General features: G+C 40.3%; 14 protein-coding genes. 4 read left to right on the top strand and 10 right to left on the bottom strand.

What is annotated here, in order from left to right:
* The first annotated feature begins 47 nt into the window (after window positions 1–47).
* The gene (locus IRT38_RS03955; RefSeq protein ID WP_112986102.1) at window positions 48–617 is read left to right on the top strand and encodes a DUF805 domain-containing protein; all 570 of its coding nucleotides are present in this window, start codon (window positions 48–50) and stop codon (window positions 615–617) included.
* A gap of 107 nt (window positions 618–724) precedes the next feature.
* Window positions 725–1,705, top strand: coding sequence for a mechanosensitive ion channel family protein (locus IRT38_RS03950; RefSeq protein ID WP_004909876.1), 981 nt, complete (start codon window positions 725–727; stop codon window positions 1,703–1,705).
* On the opposite strand, the gene IRT38_RS03945 is transcribed toward IRT38_RS03950, so the two are convergent.
* The 5 genes from IRT38_RS03945 to prfB all read right to left on the bottom strand — a co-directional run bounded on the left by IRT38_RS03945 (window position 1,685) and on the right by prfB (window position 6,463).
* Window positions 1,685–2,395, bottom strand: a complete 711-nt coding sequence (locus tag IRT38_RS03945) for a 16S rRNA (uracil(1498)-N(3))-methyltransferase (RefSeq protein ID WP_194597001.1) — start codon at window positions 2,393–2,395, stop codon at window positions 1,685–1,687. The two genes, IRT38_RS03950 and IRT38_RS03945, sit on opposite strands and share 21 nt — an antisense overlap.
* Entirely contained in the window at window positions 2,392–3,711 is a 1,320-nt protein-coding gene (locus IRT38_RS03940) for a 3-deoxy-D-manno-octulosonic acid transferase (protein ID WP_194597000.1), read from the bottom strand. Before IRT38_RS03940 ends, IRT38_RS03945 begins: the two co-directional genes overlap by 4 nt.
* A gap of 101 nt (window positions 3,712–3,812) precedes the next feature.
* The gene (locus IRT38_RS03935) at window positions 3,813–4,877 is read right to left on the bottom strand and encodes an alkene reductase (RefSeq protein ID WP_004909880.1); all 1,065 of its coding nucleotides are present in this window, start codon (window positions 4,875–4,877) and stop codon (window positions 3,813–3,815) included.
* A 26-nt stretch (window positions 4,878–4,903) separates the two neighbouring features.
* On the bottom strand, window positions 4,904–5,206 hold the full coding sequence (locus IRT38_RS03930; RefSeq protein WP_035336224.1) for an ArsR/SmtB family transcription factor: 303 nt from the start codon (window positions 5,204–5,206) through the stop codon (window positions 4,904–4,906).
* Window positions 5,207–5,367: 161 nt separating this feature from the next.
* A protein-coding gene (prfB, locus tag IRT38_RS03925) for a peptide chain release factor 2 (RefSeq protein WP_099947891.1) occupies window positions 5,368–6,463 on the bottom strand; the annotation gives its coding sequence in 2 pieces (ribosomal slippage) (window positions 5,368–6,390 and window positions 6,392–6,463; 1,095 coding nt in all).
* A gap of 406 nt (window positions 6,464–6,869) precedes the next feature.
* On the opposite strand from prfB, the gene IRT38_RS03920 reads away from it, so the two are divergent.
* The gene (locus tag IRT38_RS03920; RefSeq protein ID WP_194596999.1) at window positions 6,870–7,637 is read left to right on the top strand and encodes a putative porin; all 768 of its coding nucleotides are present in this window, start codon (window positions 6,870–6,872) and stop codon (window positions 7,635–7,637) included.
* A 254-nt stretch (window positions 7,638–7,891) separates the two neighbouring features.
* A complete protein-coding gene (locus IRT38_RS03915; protein WP_194596998.1) occupies window positions 7,892–8,815 on the top strand; it encodes a putative porin in 924 nt (307 codons plus the stop codon).
* A gap of 34 nt (window positions 8,816–8,849) precedes the next feature.
* Here the strand turns inward: IRT38_RS03915 and recJ are convergent, their stop codons facing one another.
* The 5 genes from recJ to IRT38_RS03890 all read right to left on the bottom strand — a co-directional run bounded on the left by recJ (window position 8,850) and on the right by IRT38_RS03890 (window position 14,655).
* Window positions 8,850–10,550, bottom strand: coding sequence for a single-stranded-DNA-specific exonuclease RecJ (gene recJ / locus IRT38_RS03910; RefSeq protein ID WP_112986097.1), 1,701 nt, complete (start codon window positions 10,548–10,550; stop codon window positions 8,850–8,852).
* Window positions 10,551–11,207 (bottom strand): pyridoxamine 5'-phosphate oxidase, encoded by a 657-nt coding sequence (pdxH, locus tag IRT38_RS03905; protein WP_194596997.1) that lies wholly within the window; start codon window positions 11,205–11,207, stop codon window positions 10,551–10,553.
* Window positions 11,208–11,219: 12 nt separating this feature from the next.
* Complete coding sequence (gene glmM / locus IRT38_RS03900; RefSeq protein WP_194596996.1) at window positions 11,220–12,557, bottom strand: phosphoglucosamine mutase; 1,338 nt, start codon at window positions 12,555–12,557, stop codon at window positions 11,220–11,222.
* 126 nt (window positions 12,558–12,683) lie between these two features.
* Entirely contained in the window at window positions 12,684–14,150 is a 1,467-nt protein-coding gene (guaB, locus tag IRT38_RS03895; protein WP_194596995.1) for an IMP dehydrogenase, read from the bottom strand.
* Between the two features lie 139 nt (window positions 14,151–14,289).
* A complete protein-coding gene (locus IRT38_RS03890) occupies window positions 14,290–14,655 on the bottom strand; it encodes a YkgJ family cysteine cluster protein (protein ID WP_194596994.1) in 366 nt (121 codons plus the stop codon).
* Between the last annotated feature and the right edge of the window lie 98 nt (window positions 14,656–14,753).

The raw sequence follows: 14,753 nt of genomic DNA, 5'->3' as shown, positions 1-14,753 counted from the left end.
TATGCATAGATTTAAAGATTAAATAATCAAAAAAATAGGTATCTGTAATGTTTGACTCTTCATCCACTGGTCGTAATGCTTTAGTAAAAGATAATCCACTGTCACCTAAAGGACGTTTTAATCGTCTGAGTTATTTGGGTTGGTATGGGTTACTGACCATCGTTTATCTCGCTACCTTCATTTGTATTATTGTCTTTGCAGGTCAATTGAGCATCAACAGTGTCAATGTAAATGATCCTATCATGCCTGCATTTTCAGGCATTGCGGTACTCGCACTAGTGATCTCATGGTTTCTCGCTTTTTATTTTCAAATCGTTTTTCTTATTCGACGTTTACATGATTTGAATAAAACAGGTTGGCTAAGCTTGCTATTACTGGTGCCATTTATCCAATTAGTTTTCACTCTCTATGTATTACTTGCAGCAGGAACACCTCACCGAAACGATTATGGGGATGTTCGCCCATCAAGAACTTGGGAAAAATTACTCGCTTTGATTATGATTCTCCTCAGTCTATTTATGATTTTCGGCATGTTTGTTTTTGCTTATTATTTCGCAAGTCCTGATTTTTGGGATGCACCGACACAGATGATTCAAAACACAACCGAATATTTCTAAATCGACATCAATCGCTACTGTTAACGAATTTTTCATGCGTGCTGACGATAAATTTATTATGATTGCGTTCCTCATCACACCCAACTTTGCGAAATAGAGATTTTCTTGTGGCAAATGAACAACCGACATTGACTGATGTCGCAAAAGATACTGGCGAATTGATTCACCAAGCAGGTGCCAAAACAACGCAAACTGTATTGGCACACACTGAAAAGTATCAAGATGCATATACGACCATCGATAAGATCATGGACAGTTTCTGGGAACGCGTTCCTTATATTTGTATTGCTCTGGTCGTTTTTATCATTTTCTGGTTACTGACCAAACTATTTAAATTGTTTATTCGTAAAACCTTGGAAAATCGAACTTACACGCGTCAAAATTTGGTGTTGGTATTAAACCGTGTCGGAAGTACCTTTATTATTTTCTTTGGTTTCCTAATCGCACTTGTGATCGCAATTCCAGGTTTTACACCGAGTCAATTGATTGGTGCTCTTGGAATTGGTTCGGTAGCAATTGGTTTTGCCTTTAAAGATATTTTCCAAAACTTACTGTCAGGAATCTTAATCTTGCTCAGTGAACCTTTCCGTATCGGTGACGATATCGTAGTCAATGGTTTGGAAGGAAATGTTGAAGATATCCAAATTCGTGCAACATTTTTACGCTCTCCCGATGGTCGTCGCATCGTGATTCCAAACGCGACGGTATATACCAGCGCTGTTATTGTGAACAGTGCGTATCAACGTCGCCGCTGCGAGTTTGTTGTAGGAATTGGGTATGAAGATGACATGCAAAAGGCTAAGAAAATTATTCTGGATATCCTGAATAATAATATGACTGTACTCAGTCAGCCTGCTTTTTCTGTAAATGTCACTGCTTTGGCGGATTTCTCAATTAATTTAACCGTGCGTTGGTGGGTCAACACCACCGAGACATCGACCTCTGCATCGATCAGTGAAATTCAAGAATTGGTTGTTACGGCTTTTGATGAGAAAGGGATTTCGATTCCTTACCCTGTGCAAGAAGTCAAAGTCTATCGCGGTGATCAATCAGATAACACTGAAAATTTAGACAAACAAACGACCTAAGATATTCGACACCGCTGTTTCAGTTCGCAAAATTCGGTTGCCTAGACTCATTGCTTGGCAACCATTTTTTTTGAGTAACTCAATTTCGTAAGGTATAAACCCACCTTCTGGCCCCACTATTAAATTACAGCCATGAGCTATCGCATGGGGCATCGATTGTTCTGCATAAGGATGTGCGACATAAGCAGGTCTTTGCTCTGAGATCAAAGTTGGTAAGACATCTTCAACAAAAGGTTTAAACCGCTTGTAGAGTTGAATTTCAGGGACAATCGTATCGCCAGCTTGCTCTAAGCCGAGTGTCACATAATCATCGAGTTGTTGCAGAAAAGGACTTTGCCAATAACTTTTATCAACCCGATAGCTATGAATCAAACTTATGCGTTCCACACCTAGCGTCACCGCATCCATAATCATACGTCGCAACACTTTGGGGCGAGGTAAGGCCAAGATCAAATGCACAGGAACTTTGTTCGGCACATTTTCTGCTTGAATGGGTCTTAGCATAATCTGCTGTGCTGTAATACTCTGCACCTCAGTGAGATAACGCTGACCATCACGAACGCCTACCTTTAAAGTATCTCCAGCCTTTAATTGAAGATGTTGATTCAAGTGCTTAATTTGACGTTGATCCTCGATTGACCAAATATCCCTTGAGCCATCTTGGTTCGCGTCCAGTAAAACGATATTCATGAAGCAGTTCGTTGCGCTAAATAATAGTCAATTAATTGAATATGTTTTTGCAATGAGCCTTTATTGCGTTGTAACACCAATTTAGCTTGATGAATTAATCGCTGGCTTTGCTCTGGATGATTTAGGCAACTCATCAGATTTTGTATAACTAGCTCAGCATTTTCAGCAACAAGGATCCCTTGTTCCGTCACAAACTCATCGACAATTGTTTGAAAATTAAAATAGCGAGGACCAATCACAGTGGGTACATCTAAAACCATCGGTTCTAAGATATTGTGCCCACCGCCTGGTTCATTGAGTGAACCACCGACAAAACATGCCTGACTTAATGCATACCATAACCACATCTCACCCATACTATCTGCAAGATATACCTGCGTATCCACTGTAATCTCTTGTTTGAGACTACGCCGCTGCGTATTTAAATTCAGGTTTTGGCAGATCTTATGTACCTCATCAAAACGCTCTGGATGACGTGGTACAACGATACATAACAAATGAGGGTTTGAATTTAAATGTGGCTGTAATTGCTTAAGTAACTGTTCTTCTTCAGGTGCATGTGTGCTGGCTAAAGTAATTATTTGGCGTTTCTCTAACTGCCATTCCTGTTTTAACTGTTCAGCTTGCTCAATAAAGGAGGTTGGAGCACTAATATCAAATTTAATATTTCCAACAACCTGACTTTTGGCTTTCTCTAAGCCTAAATCTACATAGCGTTGCTGTGTCGCTTGATCTTGCGCCAACATCCACGTTAATTGTTGCAACATAACTTGGGTAAGTCGACTTACCTTGGCATAGCCTTTGGCGGATTTTTCAGAAAGACGTGCATTAAGCAAAATACATGGAATCTGTTGCTGTTTCGCTTGGGCAATTAAATTTGGCCAAATCTCAGTTTCAACTAAAGCGAGTAGCTTCGGCTGATACAAATCAAAAAATTGCTTGAGTAATGGTTTTTGATCAACAGGCAAATATACAGCTTGAAATAACGCTAAGTAGGGTGCTTTAAGAAAAAGTGATTTGGCACGGGCTTGCCCCGTTTTTGTGGTATTGGTCACTAAGACAGGATGACCTAATTTTAAATAATGCTCGATAAGAGGTTGTGCAGCATTGGTTTCACCTACAGAAACCACATGGAACCAGATCGTATGCAGGTTTTTTGGCGTTTGAAATGGTCCAAAACGCTCAAGGCATTCTTGTTGAAAGAGCTCTTCGCTTTCAGCACGTTGTTTTATTTTCCAGCGGTATAAAGGCTTGAGACAAGCCAATAAAATGTTATACCAAAATGGTGTTTGTTGTGCTGCGATTTCCTGCGCCATCCTAGACCATATATTTCGATTTGATTTCAGCACATTATGCGGAATTTCAAAAAAAAACTCATGCCATTTTGGTAAATGACATGAGTAATTCTAAAAACAACTTAAGCTTCGAGTTGTTCAAAAACAGGATAATCCGTATAACCTTCGGCACTCGGACCATACAAGGTATCGAATTGAACCTGATTAAGCGGTAGATCATTTTCCAAACGCTCGAATAAATCAGGATTTGCGATATATGCTAAACCAAATGCAACTGCATCCGCTTGTTCAGTTGCTAAAATACGCTTGGCTGAATCTGGCGTTAATTTTTCGTTGGCAATCCAAGCACCTTTGAATTTAGGACGCAACTTTGGTTGTAAACTATCTTCAGCTTCATACTCGCGAGTAAAGATAAACGCAACATTACGCTGATCTAATTGCTCAACGACATAACCAAAAGTTGCTAATGGATTATCATCACCCATATCATGAGAATCAGCACGTGGCGCTAAATGTACACCGACACGACCTGCACCCCATACTTCAATAAATGCATCAACGACTTGCAACAACAAACGTGCACGGTTTTCAATTGAACCACCGTATTCATCTTCGCGAGTATTGGTTTTACTTTGCAAGAATTGATCAATTAGATATCCATTGGCAGCATGCAGCTCAACACCATCAAAACCTGCAGCCTTCGCAAGTTCAGCAGCGTGTTTATACTCAACTACAATTTCTTGAATTTCTTCGTGCGATAAAGCTCTAGGTGTCACAAACGGGCGTTTCGGACGAAGTAAACTCACTTCCCCTGCTGGCTGGATTGCACTTGGTGCGACAGGTGTATCACCATCCAATAAGTCTGGATGTGAAATACGTCCTACATGCCATAACTGAACGACAATTTTTGAACCTTGCGCATGCACGGCTTTTACGATTTTATTCCAAGCTTGCGCTTGTTCTTGTGACCATAAACCTGGGGTATTGGCATAACCTACCGCTTTCGGGCTAATCACAGTCGCTTCAGTAATAATCAGACCTGCATTAGCACGTTGTTGGTAATATTCAACCATCAGATCATTTGGGATACGTTGTTCACCGCTACGTGCTCTTGTTAACGGTGCTAAAACCAAACGGTTCTTGATTGTAAAGTCACCGACTTGCAATGCAGAATTTAACTCAGCCATAATCGCCTCAACTTACACTTGTTACTTTAAAGTGTTTGTTTTAAATGTTCGATGTATTGCTGAATCAAAGCTTCATTACGCGTAAAATATGACCATTGCCCATATTTCTCAACCTTAATCAAACCTGCTTGCTGTAATACAGACAGATGATTTGACATGGTCGATTGAGCAACCTTTCCTAAACGTTCGATGTGTCCTGCACATACGCCGCGTTCGAAACTGCCACCACATTCTTGTACAGGTAAAAATTGCTCAGGCTCTTTCAGCCATAGCAAAATCTGTCGACGCAACGGATTGGCTAAGGCTTTGCTTATAACATCAATATCCATAGACTCACCACGTTTCTCAACAGGCAAAGCTTTGTTCAGCATCTCAACCCAGTATATCGAATTTTATAAATATTAATATCTATTTTTTTCGATATTAATATCATGTTTTTTCGATTAAGGGTCGAGAGCTGAACGAAATTGCCGTTTTTATTGGATAAAACTTACAGACCTTGTTTTAAACTCGCTTCAATAAACTTGTCTAAATCCCCATCAAGCACAGCTTTTGTATTGGAGTTTTCGACACCTGTACGCAAGTCTTTAATACGTGAGTCATCAAGTACATAAGAGCGAATCTGACTTCCCCAGCCAATATCCGATTTAGAATCTTCGAGCGCCTGAGCTGCTTCGTTGCGCTTGCTCATTTCTAACTCATAGAGTTTGGCACGTAGTTGTTTCCACGCATGGTCACGGTTGGCATGTTGTGAACGTTGGTTCTGACATGCAACCACAATACCTGTTGGCGCGTGAGTCAGACGAACAGCTGAGTCAGTTTTGTTAATATGCTGACCACCCGCGCCTGATGCACGATAGGTATCCGTACGGACATCTGATGGATTGATATCAATTTCGATATTGTCATCAATCTCTGGTGAAACGAATACGGCAGAGAATGAAGTGTGACGGTTATTATTACTATCGAATGGAGATTTACGAACTAAACGGTGTACACCACTTTCTGTACGTAACCAACCATAAGCAAATTCACCATCAACTCGAATCGTCGCTGATTTAATACCCGCCACGTCACCATCAGAAACTTCCATCAGTTCTGCTTTGAAACCATGACGCTCGATCCAACGCATATACATACGTAATAACATCGAAGCCCAGTCTTGTGCCTCTGTACCACCCGAACCAGATTGGATTTCAAGGAAGCATGGGTTTGGATCCATCGGATTACTAAACATACGACGGAATTCGAGGTTCCCAAGAGCTTGTTCAGCGCTATCTAATTCTGCTTGCACATCTTCAAGCAAGCTTTCATCATCGGCTTCAACAGCCAGATCAAGCATCGCTTTTGCATCATCTAGCTGTTCTGCAAGACGATCAAATACACCCAAAGTATTTTCTAAACTGCCCTTTTCTTTTGCAATTGCTTGCGCACGACTTTGGTCATTCCAAATCGCAGGGTCTTCTAATTCTCTTAAAACTTCTTCTAAACGCTCTGCTTTTAGATCGTAGTCAAAGATACCCCCGTAGTGTTTGGCTACGATCAGATAAATCTTTCAATTGGATTAAATACGGATTGATTTCCACGCGTCTGTTCTCACAAATTTTCACCTAACCTAATATTTTAACATAAGTGCTTTATGCGACACAGCCATAACCTTTTAAAGTGTTTTTCTTATAGATTTACTATTTACTTATCAGAAATATTGAAACAAAGTAATCGTACTTTGAAACATCTAGCGACAAGATTGTTGCTTAAATACACGAAAATTACCTAAACACACAATCTCTCCTAAGTTTTAATAAATCAAAACATTATTAAATACTAGTTATAAATCAATATTTTATATTGTAAATTTTACACAAAAATTACATTCGTACAGTTTGATTACTTTCCTTTGATTGACCAGCTAAAGTTTTTAACTAGACTGAGAGTTGTAACAAAACATGTAATTAACATTCAATTGGTTCATTATCTCAAAGGGGAGTAGCCATGAAAAAATTAGCAATTGCATCAGCACTTTTATCTGCTTTGGCAGTAACAGGTACTACACATGCGTATCAAGCTGAAGTCGGTGGTTCATATACTTATACAGATTGGGATCAGTTCGATAGTACACATAGTTTTGGTGTAGATGGGACTTATTACTTTAATCCAGTCCAAACACGTAATGCACCTCTTGCTGAAGCAGCGTTCTTGAACCGCTCTAGTAATGTAAATGCAAAAGTGAATTATGCCGACAATGACGGTGTGAAGAACTCGCAATACGGTGTTGGTGTTGAATACTTCGTTCCGAACAGTGACTTTTACTTAAGCGGTAATTTAGGTCGTGACGAACTTGAAGTAGACAACCTGCCAATCGATCAAAAAGTAACAACTTATAGTGCTGAGGTAGGTTATTTACCAGCACCAGGTTTATTACTTGCGCTTGGTGTTAAAGGATACGATGAGAAAGATGGTAAAGATGGCGCTGACCCAACTGTACGTGCTAAATACGTCACCCAGGTTGGAGCGAATGATGTCAACCTAGAAGCTTATGGCGCATTTGGTGATTTAGATGAGTACGGTGTTAAAGGTGACTTCTATCTCGACAAAACCTTAAGTGTCGGTGCAGATTACTACAACAATGACCTCACAGAACGTGATGAATGGGGTATTTCTGCGAAGAAATTCCTAAATCAACAAGTAAGTTTAGAAGGTCGTGTTGGTTTTGGTGATGACTACAATACCTATGGTATCCGTGGTGCATATCGCTTCTAAATAAGAAAGTGACTAAACATCACTTCATACGAAAAGACAAAAGCCCTGCTCTTTAAGATCAGGGCTTTTTTTTATTTCTTAGATAAAAGTACATAGAAAAAGAATTAAGTCTCAAACCAATGGGTCGAAAAAAATATCAATAAAATTTTACTGTTCATTTAAGCATTATTGACGTGTTTTCAAATATCACTACACTACATCGCGCAATAACTTATTAATAGCACGTATTATTTTAACAAGGGGTCAGGTTTTTTATGAAAAAATTAAGTCTTATTACTGCATTATTAACATCTTGCATCGGTTTAAATGCAAATGCATACCAAACTCAGCTAATGGGTGCTTATGAATATACATATATTAAAGACAGCGAAATGGATAGCCATCGCGTTAACACCGCAAGTGTAAACGGTAAATATTATTTTAACCCAGTTCAAACACGTAATGCTCCACTAGCGGAAGCGGCATTCTTAGATAAAACATCAAACATTGGCTTAGGTTATACCTATGCAGAAGAATCAGGTATTTATTCTTTTGTGAATTTTGGCGGAATACCGCAAATAAACGTAGATTTCAAACAAGAGTTCAACTCTATCGGTCTTAATGGTGAATTTTATATTCCCAACACGCAATTCTATATCTCAGGAAGTCTGCATAGAACCGACATAGAAGCGATTGCAAAGAGCTATAATGAGTCTTACAAATTTGCGAGTGATGATGGCAATGGTTATTCGGCTGAAGTAGGCTTTCTTCCAACACATGGGATGCTACTTGCCGTAGGTGTCGCAGATTTATCGAAAAGTTTTGATCCTATTCAAGCTGCTCAATATGGCTTTATCACAACTTATTCAAATGCAGTCGCTATCACAGGCGAAGACGATGAAGACACTGCGATTACGCTTCGTGCTAAATATGTTTCACCTATTGCAGGTTATTACACCAATTTTGAAGCTCAGAGCTATATAGGTGATGAGACAACATATCGTTTAGCTGCTGATCTCTATCTAGACCCAACACTCAGTGTCGGAATTGCATTCGCAGATTCAACCGCTGAAGATGCAGATACCATTTTCAGCATTCGTACGCAAAAATTCTTTACCCCAACATTTGCTGTGGGTATTGGTTATACAGGGATCGACGGCGCGAACTCGTATGGAATTAACGGCACATTCCGCTACTAATCTTTCTAAAAACCGCTCAAATTTGAGCGGTTTTTTATTGTTTTAAATGCACAACCTGTAATTGTAGACTGACATTTCCATTAAAAACATTACGCTCCAAGGTATAGACCAAATCAACAAAACCCTGCATTGGATTAAACTCAAAACGGTCAACCGCATTAAATGCAATTGCATCAATCGACTGTGTACCAAGTGAAAGTTTTAACTTGAGATGCTGATCTTTCAACCAGCGATAATCAATGACTTTGAATGTTCCTTGAAATTGTGGAAATGGAAATTTTTGTCCCCATGGCCCCATTTGTTCAATCCAATCCACTGTAGATAGATCTAAAGCGTTCTCAGGCAACTCACCATCTGTCCAAATCGTTGCATGAAACAATTCAGCATCCATTTCAGCAATTGTCTGAATAAATAGCTGTTTGAACTCATTAAAATGTGCTTTTTTGAGCGTCAAACCCGCTGCCGCTGCATGCCCACCAAAATGAGTCACAAGATGCGGATATTGCTCTGCGACATGTTCAATCATATCGCGGATATGAATCCCATCAATAGAACGTGCAGATCCCTTAATATGAATACCATCTTCATCGGGGGCAAAAACTAAACTCGGACGATGAAACTGCTCCTTTAAACGTCCAGCGACAATCCCAATTACACCTTGATGCCACTGTTCGTCATACATCACGATAGCGGGCGGAATTTGATCTGTTTCAAGTTGAACGTTTTGCAAAGCAATTAATGCTTGTTGCTTCATTTCAGTTTCAACTTGGCGTCGCTCAACATTTAACTGATTGAGTTGCTGTGCCAGTGGATAAGCTGTTGCCATATCCTCCGCGAGTAAGCATTCGATCCCAATTCTCATACTTTCCATACGACCAGCAGCATTGATTCTCGGTCCTAAGACGAAACCCAAATCTTGTGCTCGCAAAGTTGAAGCCTCTCGACCTGCGACGTCAAGTAGCGCGAGAATACCTGCCCGACATTGGTTTTGCTGAATACGTTTTAGACCTGCATCAATCAAAATACGATTGTTGTAATCCAAACTTGCAACATCCGCATAAGTACCTAAAGCAACCAAATCCAAGTATTGAGACACTTTGCTAGTACTTTTATTTTGCTGACTACGGTGACTTGCCAATTTTGCTAAGACATAGAAAGCAACGCCAACCCCCGCCAGTGACTTACTCGAAAAGTCACAATCCAACTGATTAGGATTAACCACAGCTTCCGCACTAGGTGTTGGCTTAGTGGTCAGGTGATGATCTGTAATGATCACCTGCATTCCAAGTGCTTGAGCGACCTCAACACCTGCATGGCTCGAAATGCCATTATCAACGGTAATCAATAAATCTGGGCGATAAGTCTGGGCTGCTAACTCTGCAATCTTAGGTGTTAAACCATAACCATATTTAAATCGATCAGGAACAAGATACTCAACTCTTGCTCCCATCTCTCGAAGTACGAGAACCATCAAAGCCGTACTGGTTGCACCATCAGCATCATAATCTCCCACAATTACGATTTGTAATTGACGATCAATTGCTTGATCAATGATTTCTACAGCTCGATCCAAATCTTTTAGATTGGGTGCAAGCAGATGTTTAAGCTTCAGTTCTAGTTCTTGCTCTGAGGCAACACCACGTCGTGCCAAAATCTCGGCAATAAACGTTGGCACGCCCTGAAACTGTTCAGGGCGTGTGAGTAATGGTCTTTCTAAAATTTGAATTTTTGTCATTTATGGCATCAATCGTTGAACAACCCAAACCTGATCTGTTCTTTCATAACTCAAACGATCATGTAAACGATTTGGTCGACCTTGCCAAAACTCATAATAATCTGCTTCTAAACGATAACCGCCCCAAAATACAGGTTTAGCAAGCTCCTCTTGATCACCCACTTGCTGCTGCAAGTCCTCAAAACGAGACTGTAATGCTTCACGATCAGCAATCACACCACTTTGAGGTGTACTGATATGTGCTGCAATCTGACTGTCACGTGGGCGTTTATGGTAATAGTCGGTTGATTCCTGTTCAGAAATCTTAGTCACCTTTCCACTAATCCGCACTTGTCGTTCCAAACTCGGCCAATAAAACAATAACTGAGCGTATGGATTTTCCGCGAGATCCAAACCTTTTTGACTATCGTAATTGGTGTAGAAATCGTATCCGTTTTCAGTCGCTCCACGGAGTAAAACCGTACGAACATGTGGTCGACCTAGTCGATTAGCTGTTGCTAACGACATTGCGTATGGTTCATGCAAATTTGCAGCTAAGGCGTGATTAAACCAGTTTAAAAATTGAAGATGAGGATCATGACTGATTTGAGACTCATGCAACTCACCTTGCTCATAGCTTAAACGTAGTTCACTCAAATCTTTAATAACATCGTTCATTCTTGTCACCTTTTAAGCAGCTTGTGCTTGAGCTCGGACCGCTTCTGCTAAGTGATTTGCCAAGGCTTCAACTTCTTCCAATTGATCGCCCTCCACCATGACACGGATCACAGGCTCTGTACCTGATTTACGAATCAAAATACGTCCACGACCCTCAAGTTGTTTTTCGGCTTTATCAAATTCAGCGACTAAGGCTGGGATAGAATATGGGTCGAGCATTTGCTGCAAACGAACATTTACCAACACTTGAGGGAATAAAACAAAATCTTCAACCAATTCATGCAAAGCTTTACTTTGCTCTACCATGACAGTGAGCACTTGCAATGCAGCAATAATGGCATCGCCTGTCGTACTCTTATCAAGGGTCAAGATATGACCAGATGGTTCACCACCAATCACCCAATTATTTTCTTCAAGTGCCTGTAATACATAACGGTCACCGACTTTAGCTCGTACAAAATTGACATTTGCTTTTGCTAAAGCCAACTCAAGTGCCATATTACTCATCACTGTACCCACAATACCTACAGGTTTATGACTTGCTTGAGTCGCCAGAATATACAGGATATGGTCACCATCAACCAATTGACCGTGTTTATCAACCATCACGACACGATCTGCATCACCATCAAAAGCAATACCTAGATCTGCTTGTTGCTCTACAACGGCTTTCTGCAATAGTTCAGGATGCGTTGAGCCACAGTTTTCATTGATGTTTAAACCATCTGGCTCATTAAATAATGGAATCACCTTCGCACCCAACTCACGGAATACAGAAGGTCCAACGCTGTAGGCTGCACCATTTGCACAATCGACAACAATTTTTAAATTTCGTAAGTCGAAATGATATGGGAAAGTTGACTTACAGAACTCGATATAACGACCATTTGCATCTTTTACACGAACACTTTTACCTAGGTTAGCCGTATCATCAATCACTAAATCTTTTTCTAATTCTTGATTGATCTCATTTTGTAAGGCATCTGGGAGTTTTTTACCTTCACCTGAGAAAAATTTAATCCCATTATCAAAGTAAGGGTTATGTGATGCTGAAATCACAATACCTGCATGTGCATGCAAAGCACGTGTTAAATGCGCTATAGCAGGCGTTGGTAATGGCCCCAACAAATGCACATACACACCTGCTGCGTTTAAACCTGCTTGGAGAGCTGCTTCTAGAATATAACCTGATAAACGCGTATCTTTACCCATAACCACAATTGGTTTGTTTTTAGGACTATTTCTTTTTAATACTTTTCCTGCTGCAAATCCTAATTTTAATGCAAATTCAGGGGTAATCGGCATTTGTCCAAATTTGCCACGAATTCCATCAGTTCCAAAATAGCTCATTCTTTACTCGCTTTCTTATCTTTATATGACGTATCGTCATATCATTTTTCATCTGTTTTACTTTACACCAAAACAAAAAAACCGTCAGTGGACTGACGGTTTTTTTATTGCCAAAATTACTAAAGATCAACCTACACGATAGTTTGGTGCTTCTTTAGTAATCGTCACATCATGAACATGTGATTCAGACATGCCTGCCGAAGTAATTTTCACAAATTTTGCATTTTGACGAAGATCTTCAATCACAGATGAACCTGTATAGCCCATAGAAGAACGTAAACCACCCATCATTTGATGGATGATATTGCCCATTGGACCTTTATATGGAACACGACCTTCGATGCCTTCTGGGACCAACTTTTCAGCACCCGCTTTAGAGTCTTGGAAATAACGGTCAGCAGAACCTGTTACTCCCGCCATTGCACCCAATGAACCCATACCACGATACGCTTTATAGTAACGACCTTGGAAGAATTCAACTTCACCTGGCGCTTCTTCAGTACCAGCAAGGAGTGAACCGACCATGATCGTGCTCGCACCTGCGCCAATCGCTTTCGCCATATCGCCAGAGAAACGAATACCGCCATCTGCGATCAATGGAATTTGATCTTTTAGTGCATTGGCAACACTATCAATTGCCGAAATCTGCGGCATACCAATACCAGCAACGATACGTGTTGTACAGATCGAACCAGGACCAATACCAACTTTAACAGCATCAGCACCCGCATCAAGTAACGCCAATGCAGCATCACCTGTTGCAATATTTCCACCAATCACTTGAACTTGTGGATAGTTTGCTTTAACCCAACGTACACGCTCAATCACACCAGCTGAGTGACCATGTGCAGTATCAACGACGATCGCATCAACACCCGCATCAACTAAAGCTTCAACACGGCTAGGTGTTTCAGCACCTGTACCAACTGCTGCACCTACGCGTAAACGACCAAGGTCATCTTTACAACTGTTTGGATAGCTTTCCGCTTTACGGAAGTCAGTCACCGTAATTAAGCCTTTGAGTTCATTGTTTTCGCCAACAACTAAGACTTTTTCAATACGGTGCTTTTGCAACAAAGCTTGAATATTTTCTTTCGACTCACCTTCACGAACAGTCACTAGACGGTCTTGACCCGTCATGATGTTGCTCACTGGTTGTTCAAGATTGGTTTCAAAACGAGTATCACGACCTGTGACGATACCCACAACTTTGCCATCTTTTACAACAGGTACACCGCTAATATTATTGGCTTGAGTAATTGCAATAAGTTCACGAACTGTCGTTTCAGGAGTTACTGTTATTGGGTCTTTCACCATTCCAGCTTCGAATTTTTTTACACGGCGTACTTCCGCAGCTTGTGCGGCAATATCCATGTTTTTATGCAAAATACCGATACCGCCATTTTGCGCCATCGCAATCGCCATACGTGATTCAGTCACGGTATCCATTGCAGCAGAAACAAGAGGGATATTAAGTTGAATTCCGCGAGTTAAACGTGTCTTTAAGGAGACATCTTTTGGGAGAACAGTTGAGTAGGCAGGAAGTAATAAGACATCATCGAAGGTTAACGCTTCTTGAACGATGGTCAGCATAACAATCTCACTGGTAAATTCCGTGAGCTATTATAAACAAATTTCAGGGTGATTTTCATTTTCTATGATGAAAATTATTTGAGAAAAGCTGTTGATCGATATATCAACTGCTTCAAAAACTCAATTTAAGCTATCGCAATCAACAGACTTGATCATAATCTTCATTATTTTCTGAGTCTTGTTGTTCAATATCTATCAACGGGATCAGATTGTATTTGAGCCTTGCTTTATTGCATTGTTCATCCGCAATTTTCACTTCTTTACAAGTTGTGCTTCGAGCATGATATATCGAACAACTCACACGCGTTCCAACCTCACCTTCAAGAGCAATGCATTTGGGCTGTGATTGGTTGGTTCCCTTCATACAAGAATAAATAGCCGTGATTGGCTCAACCATTGTTTCAGGGATATATTCAGCTTCAGCCCAATAAAATGAAACTCGATAATTCGCGCAGCATGCACCACAAGTCATACATACATCTGGCGTTGCAATTTGAGACAACATTTTTTAAAATTCTCGTTATCAAAACCAATTCCTTTGCAACGAGAATCCTAAAAAAAGTCATTCTGAAAAACAATATTGCCTATAAATTTTTTATGCAA

Origin of the sequence: Acinetobacter sp. SK-43 (assembly GCF_015351505.1) — a bacterium.
In the GTDB taxonomy this organism is placed as follows: Bacteria; Pseudomonadota; Gammaproteobacteria; order Pseudomonadales; family Moraxellaceae; genus Acinetobacter; species Acinetobacter junii.
This window is presented reverse-complemented; position numbering and strand designations above follow the sequence as displayed.